General features: G+C 73.5%; 18 protein-coding genes. 5 read left to right on the top strand and 13 right to left on the bottom strand.

Annotated elements, in window-relative coordinates:
- Window positions 1-70: 70 nt before the first annotated feature.
- Genes bchZ through LH62_RS09790 form a run of 6 tightly spaced genes read right to left on the bottom strand, consistent with a single transcriptional unit; the run spans window position 71 to window position 7,027 of the window.
- The gene (gene bchZ, locus LH62_RS09815; protein WP_043360919.1) at window positions 71-1,513 is read right to left on the bottom strand and encodes a chlorophyllide a reductase subunit Z; all 1,443 of its coding nucleotides are present in this window, start codon (window positions 1,511-1,513) and stop codon (window positions 71-73) included.
- Window positions 1,514-1,517: 4 nt separating this feature from the next.
- The gene (bchY, locus tag LH62_RS09810) at window positions 1,518-2,999 is read right to left on the bottom strand and encodes a chlorophyllide a reductase subunit Y (RefSeq protein WP_043360917.1); all 1,482 of its coding nucleotides are present in this window, start codon (window positions 2,997-2,999) and stop codon (window positions 1,518-1,520) included.
- A gap of 2 nt (window positions 3,000-3,001) precedes the next feature.
- Window positions 3,002-4,021, bottom strand: coding sequence for a chlorophyllide a reductase iron protein subunit X (locus tag LH62_RS09805; protein ID WP_052214061.1), 1,020 nt, complete (start codon window positions 4,019-4,021; stop codon window positions 3,002-3,004).
- Complete coding sequence (bchC, locus tag LH62_RS09800; RefSeq protein WP_043360916.1) at window positions 4,018-4,953, bottom strand: chlorophyll synthesis pathway protein BchC; 936 nt, start codon at window positions 4,951-4,953, stop codon at window positions 4,018-4,020. The genes LH62_RS09805 and bchC overlap by 4 nt, the downstream gene beginning before the upstream one ends.
- Window positions 4,954-5,006: 53 nt before the next feature.
- Window positions 5,007-6,152, bottom strand: coding sequence for a methyltransferase (locus LH62_RS09795; RefSeq protein ID WP_043360913.1), 1,146 nt, complete (start codon window positions 6,150-6,152; stop codon window positions 5,007-5,009).
- Window positions 6,153-6,157: 5 nt separating this feature from the next.
- On the bottom strand, window positions 6,158-7,027 hold the full coding sequence (locus LH62_RS09790) for a polyprenyl synthetase family protein (RefSeq protein ID WP_043360910.1): 870 nt from the start codon (window positions 7,025-7,027) through the stop codon (window positions 6,158-6,160).
- Window positions 7,028-7,092: 65 nt separating this feature from the next.
- Between LH62_RS09790 and crtD the strand changes: the two genes are divergently transcribed.
- The 4 genes from crtD (at window position 7,093) to LH62_RS09770 (ending at window position 10,819) form a co-directional block, all read left to right on the top strand.
- Window positions 7,093-8,640, top strand: coding sequence for a 1-hydroxycarotenoid 3,4-desaturase CrtD (gene crtD, locus LH62_RS09785; protein WP_043360907.1), 1,548 nt, complete (start codon window positions 7,093-7,095; stop codon window positions 8,638-8,640).
- An 86-nt stretch (window positions 8,641-8,726) separates the two neighbouring features.
- On the top strand, window positions 8,727-9,503 hold the full coding sequence (locus LH62_RS09780) for a carotenoid 1,2-hydratase (protein ID WP_236552521.1): 777 nt from the start codon (window positions 8,727-8,729) through the stop codon (window positions 9,501-9,503).
- A 224-nt stretch (window positions 9,504-9,727) separates the two neighbouring features.
- Entirely contained in the window at window positions 9,728-10,513 is a 786-nt protein-coding gene (locus LH62_RS09775; protein WP_043360905.1) for a DUF2189 domain-containing protein, read from the top strand.
- Window positions 10,514-10,549: 36 nt separating this feature from the next.
- Window positions 10,550-10,819, top strand: coding sequence for a hypothetical protein (locus tag LH62_RS09770; RefSeq protein ID WP_043360903.1), 270 nt, complete (start codon window positions 10,550-10,552; stop codon window positions 10,817-10,819).
- Here the strand turns inward: LH62_RS09770 and LH62_RS09765 are convergent.
- From LH62_RS09765 to LH62_RS09755, 3 genes are read right to left on the bottom strand one after another with little or no spacing between them, the layout of a single operon-like run.
- Window positions 10,808-11,134 (bottom strand): hypothetical protein, encoded by a 327-nt coding sequence (locus tag LH62_RS09765; RefSeq protein WP_043360902.1) that lies wholly within the window; start codon window positions 11,132-11,134, stop codon window positions 10,808-10,810. The two genes, LH62_RS09770 and LH62_RS09765, sit on opposite strands and share 12 nt — an antisense overlap.
- A 9-nt stretch (window positions 11,135-11,143) precedes the next feature.
- The gene (locus LH62_RS09760) at window positions 11,144-12,190 is read right to left on the bottom strand and encodes a phytoene/squalene synthase family protein (RefSeq protein ID WP_043360900.1); all 1,047 of its coding nucleotides are present in this window, start codon (window positions 12,188-12,190) and stop codon (window positions 11,144-11,146) included.
- Window positions 12,171-13,712, bottom strand: coding sequence for a phytoene desaturase (locus LH62_RS09755; RefSeq protein ID WP_043360899.1), 1,542 nt, complete (start codon window positions 13,710-13,712; stop codon window positions 12,171-12,173). The genes LH62_RS09760 and LH62_RS09755 overlap by 20 nt, the downstream gene beginning before the upstream one ends.
- Window positions 13,713-13,766: 54 nt before the next feature.
- Here LH62_RS09755 and LH62_RS09750 point away from each other — a divergent pair, with 54 nt between their 5' ends.
- The gene (locus LH62_RS09750) at window positions 13,767-15,254 is read left to right on the top strand and encodes an alpha/beta hydrolase (RefSeq protein ID WP_043360898.1); all 1,488 of its coding nucleotides are present in this window, start codon (window positions 13,767-13,769) and stop codon (window positions 15,252-15,254) included.
- Here the strand turns inward: LH62_RS09750 and LH62_RS09745 are convergent.
- The 4 genes from LH62_RS09745 to bchI are packed head-to-tail and all read right to left on the bottom strand — an operon-like array spanning window position 15,232 to window position 20,097.
- On the bottom strand, window positions 15,232-16,536 hold the full coding sequence (locus tag LH62_RS09745; RefSeq protein WP_043360895.1) for a DUF3422 family protein: 1,305 nt from the start codon (window positions 16,534-16,536) through the stop codon (window positions 15,232-15,234). The genes LH62_RS09750 and LH62_RS09745 overlap by 23 nt on opposite strands.
- Complete coding sequence (bchO, locus tag LH62_RS09740) at window positions 16,533-17,432, bottom strand: alpha/beta fold hydrolase BchO (protein WP_043360893.1); 900 nt, start codon at window positions 17,430-17,432, stop codon at window positions 16,533-16,535. Before bchO ends, LH62_RS09745 begins: the two co-directional genes overlap by 4 nt.
- Window positions 17,429-19,129: a magnesium chelatase subunit D gene (locus LH62_RS09735; RefSeq protein WP_043360892.1), complete on the bottom strand. Its 1,701-nt coding sequence runs from the start codon at window positions 19,127-19,129 to the stop codon at window positions 17,429-17,431. The genes bchO and LH62_RS09735 overlap by 4 nt, the downstream gene beginning before the upstream one ends.
- Window positions 19,126-20,097 (bottom strand): magnesium chelatase ATPase subunit I, encoded by a 972-nt coding sequence (gene bchI / locus LH62_RS09730; RefSeq protein ID WP_052214962.1) that lies wholly within the window; start codon window positions 20,095-20,097, stop codon window positions 19,126-19,128. Before bchI ends, LH62_RS09735 begins: the two co-directional genes overlap by 4 nt.
- Window positions 20,098-20,146 lie beyond the last annotated feature (49 nt).

The raw sequence follows: 20,146 nt of genomic DNA, 5'->3' as shown, positions 1-20,146 counted from the left end.
CGCGGCCGGATGAGCCACGCGCGACGGGGCGCGGCGCGGTGGGGCCGCGCGGCGAAGGAAGGGGGACCGGTCATGCGGCCTGGCCCTCGGCGAGGGCGCGCAGCAGCGCGGCGACGCGGCTGGCGGTGACGGAGGATTCGGCGGCCTCGCGGGCTTCGCGCTCGGCGCGGTCGCGGAGCCGCTTGGCGGCCGAGATGCGGAGCAGGAAGGGCTCGGTCTCGAGATGCGCCTCGAGCAGCGACTGCGCCTCGGGCTCCCAGCGCTCGGCGGGGCGGGCGGGGGTGGCGGCGACGCGGTCGAGATCCGTCCCCAACGGGAGGATGTGGAAGAGCGCGTCGAACAGCGCGTTGCAGTATTCCTGGATGAGGTAGGTGGCGCCGGCATAGCCCATGAAGGGCGTGCCGGTGGCGCGGCGGATGATCGCGCCAGGGAAGCTCGCCGGGATGTAGGTGCTGCGGGCCTTCGCTTCCGCCGCATACATCCGCTCGTTATAGGAGCCGAAGAGGACGAGGTGCGGCGTCTTGTGGACCGCCGCGCGGATGGCGGCGTTGTCGGTCTTCAGCCCCGGCTGGCGGGCGAAGGAGAAGGCGCAGGGCACGCCCAGCTCCTCCTCGAAGAAGCGGCGGAGACCGCGCACATAGGTCTCGGTCGCCACCACGGCGAAGCTGGCGGTGGCGAAGAAGTCCTGGGTGACGCTGCGCCAGAGGTCCCAGATCGGCTTGATCGTCGTGTGCTTCTCGCGCTCGATGAAGGGCTCCGGGTCGAGGCCGGTCAGCTCGCCGAGCTTGCGGAGGAAGTTCGTCGTGGCGAAGAGGCCGATGGGGGCCATCAGGTAGGGCCGCTCCAGCGTCTCGCAGAGCTTGCGGCCGAACTCGCGGTAGAGGCAGATGTTGATGTCGGCATCCGGCAGGCGGGCGATGTCGTCCACATGGCTGCCGAGCGGGAAGACGAGGTTGATCTCGCAGCCGATGCCTTCGACCAGGCGCCGGATCTCGGCGAGGTCGGAGGGCATGTTAAAGGTGCCGTAGATCGGGCCGATGAGGTTGACACGGGGCGGGCTGCCCTCGGCGCGTTTGCGGGGGCGGACCTTCTTGGCGCCGAACTCCGTCCAGAGCCAGTTGATGGCGCGGTCGGCGGCCTGCCACTGATCCTCGTCGATGGTGCGCGGGATGAAGCGGCGGAGGTTGCTGCCCTCGGGCGTGACGCCGCCGCCGATCATCTCGGCGATGCTGCCGGTGACGACGACGGCGGGAAGCTCGACATCGCCTGATTCGGCGGCGCGCTTCATCGGGCCCTCGGTGCCGGTCTGGGAGAGGGCTTCCTCGTCGAGGCCGGTGACCACCACGGGCAGCTCGTGCGGCGGCAGCGCATCTGTGTAGTGGAGGACGGCGGTGACGGGCAGGTTCTCGCAGCCGACCGGGCCGTCGATCACCGTGCGCAGCCCGCGCACAGCGCTGAAGGCATAGACGGCGCCCCAGTAGCCGCCGGCGCGGTCGTGGTCGAGGACGAGCATCGCGCTAGCTCCCCACCGCTTCGTCGGCCTTGAGCTTGGCGGCGCGCAGCTTGCGCTGGCGGTCGCGGAAGCCGGCGGGCTCCTCCGGCCGGCCGCGGAAGCCGTAGCCGGCGCGGTCGGGCGTGCCGACGCCCTCGAAGAAGGAAACCATGCGGGAGAAGCGCTCGCGGCCCCGCGTCTGCGCGGCGACGATGGCGGCCATGGAGGCGGCGCCGGCGGGGCCGAACAAGGGCCGGGCGGAGACCATGTTGGTGAAGTAGAGGGCGGGGATCGCCATCTCCTTCGCCTTCTGCACGAGCGGCGTGGTGCCGAGGGCGAGGTCGGGCTTCACCTCGGTCATCGCGGCCATGTCCTGCTCGAGGCTGGCGCGGTACTGGACGTGGCTGCCGCGGGCGGCGAGCCAGGCGCGGTCGGCCTCGGACCATTCGGTGCGCGGGCAGGCGGTGCCGACATAGGGCACCTCGGCGCCGGCCTCGGCCAGCAGGCGGGCGACGAGGAGTTCGGAGCCTTCGTAGCCGGAGACGGTGATGCGGGCGCGGATGGGCGCGGCGGCCAGCGCCGCCTGGATGGCCGGCAGGGCGCGGGACTTAGCCAGGTCGATGCGGGACTGCGGCAGGCCAGCGGCGCGGCCGATGCCCTGCAGCCAGGCCTCGGTGCCCTCGACGCCGACGGGGCCGGAGCCGACGACGGGGCGGCCGGCGGCGGCGAATTCGCGGATGCTCGCGGTGTAGAAGGGGTGGGTGGCGGCGGCGACCTCGCAGTCGAGGGCGGCGTAGAGGTCGCGCCATTCTCGGGCGGGCGTCTGCGGGGCGACGGCGAGGCCCATCGGGGCCAGGAGCGCGGCGACGCCCATGGGGTCGGCGGGGAAGAGCTCGCCGATCAGCGCGACGGTCGGCTCGCCCTCGACCAGGGCGGCGGGGCGGGCGACGGGGCCGGCCTCCGCCTCGTGGCGAGCGTAGCGGAGCATGGCGCCGGCGAGCACGTCCTTCGCCTCGGCATGGGTCGGGACGCCGAAGCCGGGCACGTCGATGCCGATGACGCGGACGCCGTCGATCTGCTTCGGCAGCAGGTCGAGCGGAACGCCCGAGGCGGTCGGGACGCAGAGGTTGATGACGATGATGGCGTCCAGCTCGTCGGGCTTCGCGGTGGCGTGGACGGCCTCGCGGATGTCCTCGAAGAGCTTGCCGGTGACCAGCGTCTCGGAATTGAAGGGCACGTAGCCGACGCTGCGGCGGGCGCCGTAGAAATGGCTGGTGAAGGTGAGGCCGTAGACGCAGCAGGCCGAGCCCGAAAGGATGGTCGCCACGCGGCGCATGCGGAGCCCGACGCGGAGCGAGCCGAAGGCGGGGCACATGCTCTGCGGCTGGTCATGCGGGCCGCGCGGGTAGTCGGCCATCAGCCGGTCGAGCGCCTCCGACTTGCCGGCGGCGCGGGCGGCGGCCTGCATCGTCTCGCGGCCGCCATGGCAGGATGCGCCCTCGGCCATGCTCAGCTGCCCTCGTAGACGACTTCGAGGGAAGGCTTCTCGACCAGGGCCGAGCCGCACATGTCCTCCATCGTCGCCGGGTCGAGCACCACGCCGCGGCCGACCGCATCGCCCTTGAAGAGGCCGAGCAGGTTCTCGTGCGAGAGCGGGCTGGGACGGACCGGCGGCGCCGTCGCCACCTGTTCGGCCAGCGTCTCGAAAACCGAGGCCCAGGGGCTGCCGGGCATGCCGACGATCTCGTAATTCGCCGACTTGCGGCGGATGTCGTCATCGGCGGGGATGGCCGAGAGGACGGGGATGCCGACGGCCTCGGCGAAGGCCTGCGCCTCGCCGGTGCCGTCATCCTTGTTGATGACCAGGCCCGCGACGCCGACATTGCCGCCGAGGCGGCGGAAGTAGTCCACCGCCGAGCAGACGTTGTTGGCGACGTAAAGGCTCTGCAGGTCGTTGGAGCCGACGACGATGACCTTCTGGCACATGTCGCGGGCGATCGGCAGGCCGAAGCCGCCGCAGACCACGTCGCCGAGGAAGTCGAGCAGGACGTAGTCGAAATCCCACTGGTGGAAGCCGAGCTTCTCCAGGAGCTCGAAGCCGTGGATGATGCCGCGCCCGCCGCAGCCGCGGCCGACCTCGGGGCCGCCGAGCTCCATCGCATAGACGCCGTCGCGCTTGAAGCAGACATCGCCGATCTGCACGGCCTCGCCGGCGAGCTTCTTCTTCGAAGAGGTCTCGATGATGGTGGGGCAGGCGCGGCCGCCGAAGAGCAGGCTGGTGGTGTCGCTCTTCGGGTCGCAGCCGATGAGCAGGACGCGCTTGCCCTGCTGCGCCATCATGTAGCTGAGATTGGCGAGGGTAAAGGACTTGCCGATGCCACCCTTGCCGTAGATGGCGATGATCTGCGTTTCGCGCTTCACCGGGCCGGTGTGCGGGGCATCCGGTTCCTGCGCGGCCTCGGCGCGGAGGGCGTCCTGCATGCTGGCCTGCGGCGTGGCGGAGCTGGGATTGCCGACGGATGCGTTCATGAACACTCGCTCCAATCCAGGACCATCTTGAGGCAGGACGCATCGGTGAAGGCAGTGCGGTAGGCGGAGGCGGCGTGCGGCGCGGGCTCGCGGTGGGTGATGAGGCCGTCGAGGGAAAGACGGCCCTCGGCGATCAGCGACGTCACCGCGGCGAGGTCGGGGGCGCGCCATTCGGCGGCGATGCGGAGGCGGGCCTCGCGCATGAAGGCGGGCGGGAAGGCGAAGGAGAGCGGCGCGGCGTAGAAGCCGGCCAGCACGATCTCGCCGCCCGGGGCGAGGCGGGCGATCAGCGTGTCGAGCAGGGCGCTGTCGCCGCTGGCATCGACGATGCTGCGGTAGTCGCGGCGCGGGTCCTCGGCGGGGTCGCGGACGGGGTAGCCCTCGGCGCCGGCGTGGCGGGCAGGGTTGCTCTCCCAGACGGTGGGAGGCGGTGCGCCGGCGGCGAGGCAGAGGCGGGCCAGCAGGCGTCCGAGGACGCCGTGGCCGATGATCAGCTCGGGCTGCGTGCCGCCCGCCGTCGCGTGGTGGGCGGTGGCGGCGAGGGCCAGCAGCACCGCATTCTCACGAAGGGCCTCGGCGACGGGGACGGTCTTCTCGCCGGCTACGACGAGGCGGCGGGCGGCGCCGCCGAAGAGGCCGCGCACCGGGCCGAAGCAGCGGGCGCCGGGGACGAAGACGCGCTGGCCGGGGGTGCGGCCCGACAAGGAACCGGTCTCCGCGATGCGGCCAACGGATTCGTAGCCGGGGACCAGCGGGTAGCCCATGCCGGGGAAGCTTGGCATCCGCCCGCTCCAGAGCAGGCGCTCCGTGCCGGTGCTGATGCCGCTCCATTCGACATCGACGACGACATCCTCCGCGCCGGGCGGGGTGAGGTCGAGGCGGCGGAGCATCAGCTGCTCCGGCTCCTGCAGCAGGACTGCCATGGTGTCCATCGTCAGCCCTCCCTCTTCTGATTGATGTCAGCTTAAACTGACACCGGTGACTGTCAAGTATTAACGACAGCTTCGGCTGTCATCACCCGAACGAGCAGCGGCGTGCGGGTCGGGCGCAAGCGGGGCGTAGTGAAGCCGGCCTGCTGCAGAAGCCTGGCCAGCTCGACTGGCGTGCGGGCGCGGCCGGTGCCCATGGCGAGGAGGTAGAAGCCGAAATAGGCCTCGCCGATCGGCTCGGCGCCGGGGGTCGCGGCCATGGGCTCGGCGAGCAGCAGCGTGCCGCCGGGGGGCAGGACGGCGTGGGCGGCTCGGAGGATGGCCAAGGCGCGGGCGTCGTCATGGTCGTGGATGACGCGGACGAGGCTGATGATATCGGCGCCCTGCGGCAGCGCGTCGGTGGTGACGTCGCCGCCGTGCAGGCTCGCGCGGTCGGACATGCCGGCGGTGGCAAAGCGGGGGCCGGCGCGCTCGGCGACGGCAGGAAGGTCGAAGAGCATCAGGCGCAGATGCGGGTGGCGCGTGCCGGCGGCGCGGAGGAAGGAGCCGTCGCCTCCCCCCACATCCAGCAGGCAGCGGTGGCGGCGGAGCGGATAGGCCGCCAGCACCTCCCCCGCGATGATGGGCTGGGAGGCGGCCATCAGGTCGGTATAGGCGGCGACCTGCTCGGGGCGGAGGGCGGCGGGCGTCGCCGTCCCGGCATAGGGCCAGTAGCCGGAGAGGTGGTTGCCGCCGCGCGGGCGACGCAGCAGGGCGACTGGGTCGGCGAGGTCGCCATAGACGAGGGCGTGGTGCTCGACCATCGCAGTGACGCCCGGGTTGTCGACCATGGCGGCGCCGAGCGGGCCGAGGCCCCAGCGGCCTTCGCTGCGCCGTGCCAACAGGCCGAGCGAGGCGGCGGCGGCGAAGAGCCGGGCGGCGGATTCGGGCGGCAGGGCGAGGCGGGCGGCGAGGCGGGATTCCTCCTCGGGGCCGTCGCATAGGATGTCGAACAGGCGGAGGCGGACGCAGGCGAGCAGCACCTGCGAATAGACGAAGCCGGCGCAGAGATCGAAGAGCGCGCGGACGCGGCGGCGGGCGACGGGGCGCGTCAGCGGGAAGCGTGTCGCCAGGCTGCGGAAGCGGGGGCTGGCGAGGATGCGGTCATAAGTGTCGCGCGCGCGGTCCAGCAGGCCGGCGGGGCGGGCCATGGCGCTGGACATGCGGGCTATGCGGCCCGCACCGCGAGGCTGCGCGGCAGCAGGCGCTGCGTCTCTAGCAGGATGACGGCGCGAAGGCCCTCGGCGCCCGGGCAGGGCGGGATGGCGGCGGCGGCATCGGCGGCGAGGGATTCGAGGCGGGCGATGGCGTCGGGGAGGCCGAGTTGCAGGACGGCGCTCGGGCGGTGGTGGGCGGCGTCCTGGCCGGTGGGCTTGCCGAGTTCCTCTTCGTCGGAGACGGCATCGCGGATGTCGTCGGCGACCTGGTAGGCCTCGCCGAGGCGGTCGCCGAGAAGGCGCCATGCGTCCGGGTCGGCGCCCGCGGCGGCGGCGCCCGCGGCGGTGGCGGCGGCGAAGAGGGAGCCGGTCTTCTGCCGCTGGTATTCGGTGAGGTCGCAGCGGGGCTCGCTTTCCCAGCCCTGGCCGGCGACGATGCCCGTCGGCATGCCGACGGAATCGCCGATGGTGAGCATGAGGGGGCCGAGGCGTTGCGGCGCGGCGGCAGCGGCGCGGGCCATCAGCTGGAAGGCGAGGACGATGAGGGCGTCGCCGGCCAGCACCGCCAGAGGTTCGTCGAAGGCGCGGTGCAGGCTCGGCTTGCCGCGGCGGGTGGCGGCGTCGTCGAAGCAGGGCAGGTCGTCATGCACGAGGGAGGCGCAGTGCAGGAGCTCGATGGCGGCGCCGGCGGATTCCGCGAGGCCGGGCTGGTCGTCGCCGACCGCGCCGGCGACGGCGAGGACGAGGCGCGGGCGGAGGCGGGCGCCGCGGGGGAAGACGGCGTAGCGCATGGCTTCGGCAAGGCGCGGCGGGCTGCCGGGGCCTTCGGCGAGGGCGATGGCGGCATTAAGGGCTCGTTCGATCCGCGTCACGGCGTCCATGGCGACCTCCCCTGCCTTGACTGTAAGGCTTGATTGTCAGTCGAAAGTGTCATCTTTAATGGACAATGGCGTCAACGACTAATCCAGCTGATGCGCGAGTGGTGGTGATCGGAGCCGGGATCGCCGGGCTGGCGGCGGCCGTCGTGCTGGCGGCGCGGGGGCTCGACGTCACCGTGCTCGAGCGGGGGGCGGCACCAGGCGGGAAGATGCGGGAGGTCGCCGTGGGCGATGCGCGCATCGATGGCGGGCCGACGGTCTTCACCATGCGTTGGGTCTTCGAGGAGCTCTTCGCCGAGGCGGGGGTCTCGCTCGATGAGCATGTGGGGCTGCGGCCGGTCTCGGTGCTGGCGCGGCATGCCTGGGGCGAGCGGGAGAGGCTCGACCTGTTCGCCGATATCGGGGCATCGGCCGATGCGATCGGGCGGTTCGCGGGGGCGGCGGAGGCGCGCGGGTACCGCGACTTCTGCGAGCGGGCGCGGAAGATCTACCGGACGCTGGAGGGGCCGTTCATCCGCGCGGCGCGGCCGACGCCCCTGTCGCTGGCGGCGGGGGCGGGGCTGCGCGGGCTCACCGACATGTGGGGCGTCTCGCCCTTCGCCACGCTCTGGAAGGAGCTGGGGAAGCATTTCCGCGATGCGCGGCTGCGGCAGCTCTTCGGGCGGTATGCGACCTATTGCGGCTCATCGCCCTTCCAGGCGCCGGCCACATTGATGCTCGTCGCGCATGTGGAGCAGGCGGGAGTATGGCTGGTCGATGGCGGGATGCATCGGCTGGCGCTGGCGCTCGCGGGGCTGGCGGAGGCCAAGGGGGCGCGGTTCCGCTACGGCGCCGAGGTGCGGGAAATCGAGGCGCAGGGCGGGCGGGTGTCGGGCGTCGTGCTGCGGAGCGGCGAGCGGATCGGGGCGGAGGCGGTCATCGCCAATGCCGATCTGGGGGCGCTGGCGGGCGGGTTGTTCGGGGCGGCGGCGCAGGGCGCGGTCGAGAGGCCGGCGGCGGAGCGGAGCCTGTCAGCAATGACCTGGTGCATGGAGGCCAGAGCTTCGGGTTTTCCGCTGGCGCGGCACACGGTGTTCTTCTCGCGCGACTACGAGGCGGAGTTCCGCGACATCTTCGGGCGCGGGCAGCTGCCTTCGGCGCCCACCGTCTATGTCTGCGCGCAGGACCGCGACGATGCGGGGGCCGGGCCCGACGGGCCGGAGCGGCTGCTCGTGCTGACCAACGCGCCGGCGCTCGGCGACCGGCGCGCCTTCACCGCCGAGGAGACCGCATCATGCGAGAGGAACAGCTTCGACCTGCTGCGGCGCTGCGGGTTGCAGGTGGACAGAGGCGCGACGGTACTGACCACGCCGCTGGGCTTCGAGCGGCTCTTCCCGGCGACGGGCGGGGCGCTGTACGGCCGGGCGCTGCATGGCTGGGCGAGCAGCTTCGGCCGGCCGGGGGCGGTGACGAAGCTGCCGGGCCTCTACCTGGCGGGGGGGAGCGTGCATCCGGGGCCGGGCGTGCCGATGGCGGCGATGTCGGGGCGGCTGGCGGCGGCGCAGCTGCTTGGGCACCTGGATTCGACCGCGCGGTCGCGCCGGACGGCTATGCCTGGTGGTATGTCGATGCGCTGAGCGATGACGGCCGGCATGGGCTGACGATCATCGCCTTCCTCGGCAGCGTCTTCTCGCCCTACTACGCCATGGCGCGGCGGCAGGGGGTGGCGGACCCGCTGCATCATTCGGGGCTGAACGTGGCGCTCTACGGCCAGCCGCGGCGCTGGGCGATGACGGAGCGCGGGCGGGATTCCGTGCAACGCAGTGCGACGACGCTGCGGCTCGGCCCAAGCGCGCTCGATTGGGACGGCGAGGTGCTGACCATCCGCATCGAGGAGGTGACGGCGCCGATCCCCTCGCGGCTGCGGGGCGTGGTGCGCATCCGGCCGGCGGGGATCAACCGGCGGCGCTTCCTGCTGGATGCGGCGGGGCGGCATCGCTGGCAGCCGATCGCGGCGGTGGGGCGGGCGGAGGTGGAGTTCGAGAAGCCGGGGCTCGCCTGGTCGGGGGCGGCGTATTTCGACACCAATGACGGAGATGCGCCGCTGGAGCGCGACTTCGTCGAGTGGGACTGGTGCCGGGCGCCGCTCAGCGAGGGGGCGGCAATCCTCTACAATGCCGAGCGGCGGGACGGGACGCGGCAGTCGCTGGCCCTGCGGGTGGATGCGGCGGCGCAGGTGCGCGAGATGGCGGTGCCCTCCCCTGCCCTGCTGCCGCGCACGCGCTGGGGAATAAGGCGGCCGACGGGCGTGGATGCGGGGCATCAGCCGCGCGTCGTGCAGGTGCTGGAGGATGCGCCCTTCTACGCGCGCTCCGTCGTCGAGACGCATCTCTGCGGGGAGCGGGCGACGGCGGTGCATGAGAGCCTGATGCTCGACCGGTTCGCGGCGGTGCCGATCCAGATGATGCTGCCCTTCAAGATCCCGCGCCGCTGGATCTAGTCCTTCCGCTTGTCGCGCCGCAGGCGGATCAGCTCCCAGACCGCGAGGCCGAGGACGAGAAAGAGGATCAGCGCCCATTCGAACTGGGCCAGGGCTTCCATCATCGGCCAGATGCCTCACAGCGGTGTGAAGCGTCGATCAGCGGCATGGTAGTCATATATCACCCGTCGCTTGACGTTCGGCCCCGGTCCGGGGTCGGGCCCTTGAGATAGGGAGGATATTCCATGGCCAAAGCCTGGACGACCGACGCCTCTGCGACCCGTACCGGGCCCGCCATCCGCACGATCGGCACCGCCGACCTGCGCGAGGCGCTGCGGGAAGGGCTCGACGATTTTCTGGCGACGCCAACGCAGCTCGCCTTCCTCTGCGTGCTCTATCCCGTGGTCGGGCTGGTGGCGGCGCGGGCGATGGCGGGCGGTGAGCTGCTGCCGCTGCTCTTCCCGCTGATCGCGGGGCTCTCGCTGGTGGGGCCGGTGGCGGCCGTCGGACTTTACGAGATCAGCCGACGGCGGGAGGCAGGGCAGCCGGCGAGTTGGCTCAATGCCTTCGACGTGCTGCGCAGCCCCTCCTTCTTCTCCATCGCGGCGATGGGGGTGCTGGTGATGGCGATCTTCGTCGCCTGGCTCTTCGCGGCGCGGATGATCTTCGAGGCGACGGTGGGGCCGGTGCCGGGCTCCATCGGCGAGCTGGCGCGGATCGCCTTCAACACGCCGGAGGGGCATCGGCTGATCCTCATCGGCAACCTGGTCGGCTTCGTGCTGGCGGTCGCGGTGCTGATGCTGACGGTGGTGTCGGTGCCGATGCTGCTCGACCGGAATGTGAGCGTTGGGACGGCGATCCAGACCTCGATCCGCGCCTGCCTCGCCAACCCGGTGACGATGGCGATCTGGGGCCTGCTCGTCGTCGCGCTGCTGCTGCTGGGGAGCCTGCCGGCCTTCATCGGCCTCGCGGTGGTGATGCCGCTGCTCGGGCATGCGACCTGGCATCTCTACCGGCGCGTCGTCGCCTGAGCTGCGCTAGCCTTCCCCCGTAGGTGGGGGAAGGCGATGGGCTGGCTGTTCGAGGATGGGTTGGTGGCGCCGCTGCTGCTCGGCTTCGTGCTGGCGGAGGCGGCGTTGCTGCTTCTGCTGCACAGGCGGAGCAGGCGGGGCTTGCCGCCGGGCGATATCCTCGCGCTGCTGGCGCCGGGGGCCTGCCTGATGCTGGCGCTCTGGGCGGCGATGGCGGGCGCCTGGTGGGGGTGGATCGGGCTCGCGCTCAGCGCCGCGCTGGTGGCGCATCTGGTCGATCTGCGGCGGCGGTGGTCAGGCCGGTAGGCGGTGGCGGGCCTTGGTGCCGAGCCAGTGGCCGTAGGCGGCGAGCAGGGCGAGGAAGCCGATGAGGTCGAGCGGGCCGAAGATCCCGGCGCCGCTCGTCAGCCAGAAGGCGAAGGCGACCTGGCTGCCGGCGATGACGAGGCCGAGATTGACCAGCGGCGGCATGATGCCGCCCATCATCTCCAGGGATGGATGCAGGGCGGGCGGGGCCTCGCCGCGGGCGGCTGCGTCCTGCGCACGGCGGCGGCGGCCGAGGGCGGACCAGACGAGCCAGGCGGCGCCGGCGAGCATGAGGATGCCGGGCAGGTTGCGCATGGGAGCCTCCTATCCGTTGCGGCGCAGCTCCTGCTGCTGCAGCCGGGTGAAGAGACCGACGAGCCAGGCCACGCGCTCGTCGAAGGAGCGGGCGGGCGAGCGGTAGCGCGGGCGCGGCGGCGGGGCGGCGGCGACGGCCTCGACGAGATACCGCGTCGCCTCCAGCGGCGGGGCGCCGACGGCCGGGCGCGGCATCAGCAGGGCGCCGAGGCTGCGGGCGAGCAGCACGGCCTTGCGCCGGCCGGGGACGGTGGCGCGGCGCGTCACGCTGTCGAGGCCGGCGCGCTCCACCGCGCGGCCGATCTCGGCATAGATGAAGCGGGCGGCGCCGATGCCGGGGCGGCAGGTGAGCGGCAGGCTGGCGATGCCGCCCTCGGAGCGGCGATAGAGCGCGTCGGCGGCGGCGAGCAGGCGCCCCACCACCGCGCCGAGGCGCGCATCGAAGGCGGGGGCGGCGAGCCAGGCCTCCGGGTCGAGGCCGGCCTCGCGCATCCAGGCGCGCGGCAAATAGAGGCGGCCGTTGCGGGCATCCTCGCCGACATCGCGGGCGATGTTGGTGAGCTGCATGGCGACGCCGAGGTCGCAGGCGCGGGCTACCACCTCGGGCCGGCGCTCCTCCATCAGCAGGGCCATCATGGCGCCGACCGAGCCGGCGACGCGGGCCGCATAGGCTTCGAGCTCGGCCAACGTCTCGTAGTGCCGGCCGGACTGGTCCCAGGCGAAGCCGTCGAGCAGGGCGGCGGGCAGGGCGCGGGGGATGGCGTAGCGGGCGGCGACGGCGGCGAGCGCGCGGTCGGCGGGGTGCGGGTGCGGGCGGCCGGCATAGGCGGCGTCGAGGCGGGCGTGGAGGGATGCGAGGGCGGCGGGGCCGCCGCCCTCGTCGATCGCGTCGTCGGCGATGCGGCAGAAGGCGTAGAGTGCGGCGGCGGGTTCGTGGATGCGGGCGGGAAGGAGCTTCGAGGCCGCATGGAAGCTCTTCGACCCGCCACGCAGCAAGGCGCGGCAGGCGGCGAGGTCGGTCGCCGAAAGGACAGGCTTACGCCAGGGCAGAGGCATGCGGCACCACGCTGTCGAGGACCTTGGCGGAGGAGATGACGCCGGGGATGCCGGCGCCGGGATGCGTCCCCGCACCGACGAGGTAGAGGCGCTCCACCTCCTCCGAGCGGTTGTGCGGGCGGAACCAGGCGCTCTGCGTCAGCACCGGCTCCAGGCCGAAGGCGGCGCCGTGGACGGCCAGCAGGTCGTCGCGGAAGTGCTGCGGCGTGGCGAGGCGGGAGGTGACGACCTCCTGCTCGAAGCCGGGCAGCAGCGTCTCGTGCAGGCGGCGGGCGATCATCTGCCGATAGGGCTCGGCCTGCTGCGCCCAGTCCAGGCCACTGCCGAGATGCGGGACCGGCGACAGGACGTAGAAGGCGTCGCAGCCGGGCGGCGCCATCGACGGGTCGGTCGCGGTCGGGCGGTGGAGGTAGAGACTGCAATCTTCCGCCAGGTGCTTGCGGGTGAAGATGTCCCGCAGCAGGCCGCGGTAGCGCGGGCCGAGCAGGATCGTGTGGTGGCCGACGGAGTCGTAGCGGCGGCGGGTGCCGAAATACCAGACGAAAAGGCTCATCGAGTAGCGCGCGCGGGCGAGCTTCGCATCGGTCCAGCGGCGGCGCGGCAGGTTGGGCAGCAGCTTGCCATAGGTCCAGGCGGCGTCGGCGTTGGAGACGACCACGTCCGCTGTGATGGTCTCGCCATCGGCGAGCTGCACGCCCGTCGCGCGGCGGCCGGCGAGGGTGATGCGGGCGACCTCGGCCTCGCAGCGGAGGCGGCCCCCCTGCCCTTCGATCAGTCGCACGAGGCCCTGGATCAGGCTGCCGGTGCCGCCCATCGCCCAGTGCACGCCCCAGCGCTGCTCGAGATGCGAGATCAGGGCGTAGATGCCGCTGGCGGCGAAGGGATTCCCGCCGATCAGCAGCGGGTGAAAGCTGAAGACGGTGCGCAGGCGCTCGTCGCGGAAATGCGCCGCCGCCGTGCGGTAGACGCTGCGCCAGGCCTGGAGGCGGGCGAGGCCGGGGGCGACCTTCGCCATGTCGGTCCAGTGGCCGAAGGGCGTGTGGCCGAGCTGCTCGAAGCCGATGCGGCAGGTCTCGGCGCTGAGCGCCATGAAGCGCTCGTAGCCGGCGAGGTCGCCGGGGTTGAAGGCGGCGATCTGGGCGCGCATCGCGGCTTGGTCGCCGGAATAGGTGAAGGTGGCGCCGTCGTCGAAGCGGATGCGGTAGAAGGGATCGAGCGCGCGGAGGTCGATGTCGTCGGCCATGCGGCGACCGCAGAGCGCCCATAACTCTTCCAGCAGGAAGGGCGCGGTGACGATGGTCGGGCCGGCATCGAAGGTGAAGCCGCACTCTCGGTGGACGCGCGCGCGGCCACCCGGCTCGGCCAGGCGTTCAAGCACCGTGACGCGGTAGCCGCGGGCGCCGAGGCGGATGGCGGCGGCGAGGCCGCCGAAGCCGGAGCCGATCACCACCGCATGCGGGCGCGCGGCCTGCGGGAGCAGGGCCGGAAGGGCAGGCGGCGCGGCGGGTGTAAAGTCGGGCATTGCATGCGAGTGTAAACCTAGCTTGACGGAAACCACCAGCGCGGAGAGCAGGGCTTGCGACGAATTGCGGGGGTGGTCGTGGCGCTGCTGGCGCTGGCGGCGATCGGGCTCGGCGGCTGGCCGCTGCATGCGGCGCGCGAGGGGGTGGCGGAGACGCCGCTGGCGGTGGGGGAGATTCCGGCGCGGGTGTTCCGGCCGGCTTCCGGTGCGCTGGGGCCGGTTGTCGTGCTGGCGCATGGCTTTGCCGGGTCGCAGCAGATGATGCAGGCCTTCGCCGTGACGCTGGCGAGGGGCGGGTATGTGGCGGTGACTTTCGACTTCCCCGGGCATGGGCGGAACCCGGTGCCGCTGGCGGGCGGGCTGAGCGACGACCGGGCGGCGGCGGGGGCGCTGCTGGCGACGCTCGGGCGGGTGGTGGAGGCGGCACGGGGGCTGGGCGATGGCAGGCTGGCGCTGCTCGGGCATTCGATGGCGGCGGATATCGTGGTGCGCTTCGCCTTCGAGCGGGATGACGTGGCGGCGACCGTCGCGGTCTCGGGCTTCGGGCCGGAGGTGACGGCGGAGCGGCCGCGCAACCTGCTGCTGTTGGTCGGGGCTTGGGAGCCGGAATTCCTGCGGGATGCGGCGCGGCGGCTGGCCGGGGCGGGGGCGGAGCGCGTCACCACCGGTCGCTTCGAGGATGGGACGGCGCGGCGCTACGCCTTCGCCGCGGGGGTGGAGCATATCGGCATCCTCTACGGGCGGGATGCGCTGGCGGAAGCGCGCGCCTGGTTCGATGGCGTGTTCGGGCAAGCGGGGAGCGGGTTCCTCGATATCCGCGGAGGGGCGCTGGCCTTGCTGTTCGGCGGGCTGCTGGCGCTGGGCTGGCCGCTGTCGATGCTGCTGCCGCGGGCGGTGGCCAGGGCTGAGGGCGGGGGGATGGGGTGGCGGCGCTTCTGGCCGGTCGTGCTGGTGCCGGCGGTGCTGACGCCGCTGCTGCTGCGTCTGGTGCCGGGGCGGTTCCTACCGCTGCTGCTCGGCGACTATATCGCGCTGCATTGCGCGGTCTATGGGCTGCTGACGGGGCTGCTGCTGTGGTGGCGGGGCGTGGGGTGGAGCGGGGCGCGGCCGGGGCGGGTCGCGCTCGGGGCCGTGGGCGTCGCGGCCTATGCGATGCTCGGCTTCGGGGTGGCGATCGACCTGCTGCTGGCGAGCTTCCTGCCGGTGGGGATGCGGGCCTGGCTGGTGCCGGTGATGCTGTGTGGGACGCTGCCCTGGTTCCTCGCCGATGAATGGGCGGTGCGGGGGCCGCATGCGGCGCGGTTCGCGGCGCCGGCGACGAAGCTCGCCTTCCTCGTCTCGCTGCTCCTCGCCGTGGCGCTGGACCCGCGGCGGCTGTTCTTCCTCGTCATCATCGTGCCCGTGATGCTGCTCTTCCTCGCCGTCTATGGGCTGGTGGGGCGGTGGAGCTGGCGGGCGACGGGGACGCCGCTGCCGGCGGCGATCGGGCATGCGCTGGCCCTGGCCTGGGCGCTGGCGGCTACCTTCCCGCTGGTGGAGTGAGGAAGGTCGTGCGCTTCGTCATCACATGGCGGAACTGCCGGATGGCCAGGGCGACGGCCACCGCCACGACGGGGATGGCGATGCCGGTGACGAGGTCCACGTCGAGAGGCAGGCCGCTGGCCTTCAGCCCCTTCGCCACATAGGCCACCAGGCCGACGATGTAGTAGGTGATGGCGGCGACGGAGAGGCCCTCGACCGTCTCCTGCAATCGCAACTGGAGCTGGGCGCGGCGGTCCATGTTGGCGAGGACCACCTGGTTCTGCTGCTCGCGCGTCAGGTCCACGCGCGTGGAGAGAAGCTGGGTGGCGCGGGCGACGCGGCGGGAGAGCGCGTCCTGCCGGGCGGCCATGGCGCGGCAGGTGTTCATCGCGGGGGCGAGGCGGCGCTCCATGAATTCCTGGAGGGTCTGCATCCCCTCCATCCGGCCCTCGCGGAGCTCGGCGATGCGGCGCTGGACGAGGTCGTCATAGGCCTCCGCCGCGCTGAAGCGATAGAGGGTGCGGGCCTCGCGGCTCTCGGTCTCGGCGGCGAGGCGCGTCAGGCTCTCCAGCAGCTCCGGCTCGTCGGCGCTGCGGGCGGTGACAAGGGCTTCGGTGATCTCGGCCAGCTTGCGTTCGCTGGCGGTGATGGGGGCGCCGAGGTCGCGGGCCAGCGGCAGGGCGAGGAGCGCCAGCATGCGGTAGGTGTCGATCTCCAGCAGGCGCTGGATGAGGCGGCCGGCCTGGCGTGGGGTGGTGCGGATATCCTCGACCAGGATGCGGCTGAAGCCGCCATGGATGCGGAAATCGGTGAAGACGCGGGCGGCGCCGCCGCTCATCGTGCCGCCGATCAGGCTGTTGCCGGCGAAGAGGCGGGCGGCGAGCGTGTCGGGATCCGCCTCGCCGGCGGGGAGCAGGGCGAGGTGGGTCGCGACGAGCAGCTCGCCGGGCAGCGCCTGCACCCAGTCGGGCGGGAGGGCGGCGAGGGCGGGGCTGGCGAAGGGGTCGGCCGCATCGGCGCCGGGGGCGATCACCATGATGCGGCTGAACTCGGTGTGGCGCTCCCATTTCAGCCGGAAGGGGCCGAAATCGGCGCTGAAATGACTGGCGCCGGGCAGCGGCGGCGGGATGGCGGAGCGGCGGGCGAGGTCGCAGACCGCCTCCCAGGAGGCGTCGCGGCGGGCCGGGTCGGTCAGCAGGGCGAGGTAGGAGAGGCGAAGCGGCGGGGCCAGGGCCTCGGGCGGGCGGGCATGGACCTCGTCGTTCAGCTCGAGGCGCTGGGGGTGCGAGGGCGGGAGGATCATGCCTCGGCGAGGGAGGCGAGGCCCAGTTCCTCGGCCAGGCTGGTGATGAGGGCTGCGATGCGCTCCGGCTGCTCCTCATGCGCAAGGTGGCCGAGGGTGGGGAGCGGGATGACGCGGAGGCCGGGGAGCATCGCCTTGAGGCGGCGGGCATCGGCTGGGGGGATGGTGCGGTCGGCGCCGCCGACCAGCAGGACCAGCGGCGGCTTCAGGCGGCGGAGGTCGCGCAGCAGGGGGTGCAGGTCCCAATTCGCCATCATGCCGAGGGCGGCGGCCACATGGGCGGGGCGGCGGACCAGCCGGGCGTAGAGCTCGACGCCGCGCGCGTCGAGCGTGGAGCCGGTGTCGCGCAGCAGGCGCTCGACGACGCTGCGCTCGGCGGCGCGACGGGCGAAGAACCAGGGCACGGCGGGCACCCCGGCCAGCAGCCGGGCGATGGGGGAGAAGACTTGGCCGGCGAAGCCCTCGAAGGGCAGCAGCGCGGCGTTGAGGCCGATGACGGCGCGCGGGGCGATGCCGGCGTCGAGCGTCATGCGGGCGAGGATGGCGGCGCCGGCGGAATGGCCGATGGCGAGGCCGGGGGAGAGGCCGAGGGTGCGGGTCAGCTCGGTCAGGGCGCGGGCCATCAGCGGCAGGGAGAGGCGGGCGCCGGCGGGCGTGTCGGTGAAGCCGTGGCCGGGGAGGTCGGGGGCGACGACGGTGAAGCGGCGGGCCAGCAGGGGCAGCAGGCCGCGCCAGGAATGGGTCGCGGCGCCGGTGCCATGGGCGAGGAGCAGCACGGGCCCCTCCCCCGCCATCTGGACATGCCAGCGGAGGCCGGCGGCCTTGACGAAGCGGCTGGCGGCGCGGTTCGGCCAGTCGCGACCGTCGGTTGCCCAGTCCGGGCGATTGGCGGTCATCCTTGCCTAACCGCCCGGGAGATGGCGGCGGCGTCGGCATAGGGGAGCGGGATGTAGCGACCGCCCAGGGCGGCGGCGAGGCTGCGGCCGGCCTCCTGCGGGCGGGGCGAGGTGTCGACCAGCAGGGCGGCGATGCGGGCGGCGCGGAGGGCGCGGGCGGCCTCCAGTGCCTCGGCCATGGCGCGCTCGCGGCCGGGCCGGCCGTCGCGGGCGATGTTGGCGCGGCCATCGGTCAGCAGGACCAGCAGCGGAGTCTGGCCGCGGCGCTGGATGGCATCCGCGAGGGCCAGGGCCTGGTCCAAGGCAGACGCGATGGGGGTGCCGCCGCCGCCGGGCAGGGCGGCGAGGCTGCGGCGGGCGCGGACCAGGGAGTGGGTCGGCGGCAGGAGGAGTTCGGCGCCGGTGCCGCGGAAGGCGAGGAGCGCGACGCGGTCGCGGCGGATGTAGCATTCGGCGAGCAGGAGTTCGACGGCGCCCTTCGCCTCGGCCAGGCGGTGCAGGGCGGCGGAGCCGGAGGCATCGACGAGGAAGAGCGTCGCCGTCTCCGAGCGCTGCTGGAAGCGGCGGATGCGGATGTCCTCGCGGGCGATGCGGAGGCGGGGACTGCCGCCGCCCCGGAGGCGCTGCCAGGGGGCGGCGGCGCGGAGGGTATCGACCAGAGCGAGGCGGGCGCCGCCGCGCAGCTCGCCGGGGCGGCTGCCGATGGGGCGGCCGCGCAGGGGCGAGGCGCGGCGCGTGCCGGAGGTGCCGGGGGTGCGGGTGCGGGCGGGGGCGAGGCGGAGCCCATCCAGCAGGCCGGCGGGGATGGCGGCCTCGGCGGCGGCGAGGAGGATCTCGCCCATCTGCTCGGGGCTGGGTTGGGGCGGCTGGTCCTCGGCCGTCTCGGGCGGCGGGGGTGGCGCCTCCTGCTCGGGGGCGGCGGGGGCCTGGGTGGCACGGGGGCCGAGGACGAGGCGGGCGGCCAGCGCCGCGTCCTCCTCGGCCACCGCCTCGCGGCCGGCCAGGGCGGCAGCGGCGCGGGCGAGGCGCAGCGCCAGCAGGGGCGGGCGGAGGCTGTCGATGCCGAGGGCGGCGGCGGTGGCACAGAGGGCCTCCAGCACGTCCGGGCCGGCGGCGATCCGGGGGAGCAGGGCGCGGGCGGCGATGATCTGGCCGGCGGTGGGGGCGAGCGCCGTGGTGGCGGAGGGCGGGATCGGGGCGAGGTCGAGGCGGAGGGCCAGGCGATCCAGCAGCGAGGCGGGCGGGGATTCATCGGGCCCGATCCCCTCGTCGAGGGCGATGAGGGCGAGGCGGGCGGGGGCGCGGAGGGTGAGCCCATCGCGCTCGGCGGCGACCTCGCCGGTGTCCAGCGCGGCGACGAGGCGGGCGGCGGTGCCGGGGGCGAGTCGCTCGGCCATCGCCAGGAGAAGGAGGCCGCCATCGGCCTCGGCGAGGAGGCCGCGCTCGGCGACGAGGCGGCCGGATTGCAGGGTGGCGGCGAGGTCGAGGCCGCCGAGCAGGCGGGAATCGGCGATGCCGAGGGGTAGGCGGCGCCAGGGCGTCGCCGGCGGCAGGAGGCCGCGCAGCAGGGCGAGCCAGGCCTCGCGCACCGGGCCGGGCGGGGCGCGAAGGGTGGCGCCGCCGAGCCCGGCCGGGTCGATGGCCAGGAGGGCGGCGGCCCGCGCGGCATCGACCCAGGGCTCGGCGGTTGGGGTCACGGGACGAAGACCTCGGCGATGGCGCGTTCGACCCTCGTCGTGGAGACGGCCTCGTCCAGCGGGTTGCGGCGGAGGCGGTGGCGGAGCGCGGGCGGGGCGACGCGGCGGAGGGCGGCGTCGTCCACCTCGGCCTCGCCCTCGAAAGCGGCGAGCGCCCGGGCGGCGCGGATGAGGGTCAATTCGCCGCGGAGGCCGTCGGTGCCGAGGGCGAGGCAGAGGCGGGCGGCGCGTTCCAGCGCAGCATCGGGGAGCGCGATGTCGGGCAAGCGGGTGCGGGCGGCGAGGATGCGGCGGCGCAGCTCGGCTTCGGCGCCGGACCAGTGGGCGGTGAAGCCGGACGGGTCGCGCTCGAAGGCGTCGCGGCGGCGGATGACCTCGATGCGGCTGGGGAGGTCGCGCGGGGTCGTCACCTCCACCGAAAGGCCGAAGCGGTCGAGGAGCTGGGGGCGAAGCTCGCCTTCCTCCGGGTTGCCGCTGCCGACCAGGACGAAGCGGGCGGGGTGGCGAATGGACAGGCCCTCGCGCTCCACGACGTTCTCGCCGGAGGCGGCGACGTCGAGCAGGAGGTCGACCAGGTGGTCCTCAAGCAGGTTCACCTCGTCGATGTAGAGGAAGCCGCGATGCGCGCGGGCGAGGAGGCCGGGCTCGAAGCTCTTCACCCCCTCGGCCAGGGCGCGCTGGATGTCGAGGGCGCCGAGCACGCGGTCTTCCGTCGCGCCGAGCGGCAGGTCCACGACCGGGACGGGCGCCATGGCGGTGCGCAGCGGGCGGCGGGTGCGGCACTCGGCGCAGAGCGCGGCCTCGTCGGCCGGGTCGCAGCGATAGGGGCAGCCCTCGATGACGGGGATCTCGGGCAGCAGGGCGGCGAGCGCGCGGATGGCGGTGGACTTGCCGGTGCCGCGGTCGCCGAAGACGAGCACGCCGCCGATGCCGGGGTCGATGGCGGCGATGAGGATCGCCAGCTTCATCTCCTCCTGCCCGACGATGGCGGAGAAGGGGAAGGCGCGCCGCCCGGTC

The sequence above is a fragment of the Belnapia sp. F-4-1 genome (assembly GCF_000802185.1).
In the GTDB taxonomy this organism is placed as follows: domain Bacteria; phylum Pseudomonadota; class Alphaproteobacteria; order Acetobacterales; family Acetobacteraceae; genus Belnapia.
The sequence above is the reverse complement of the archived record's forward strand: the minus strand, read 5'-3'. Positions and strand labels throughout refer to the sequence as shown.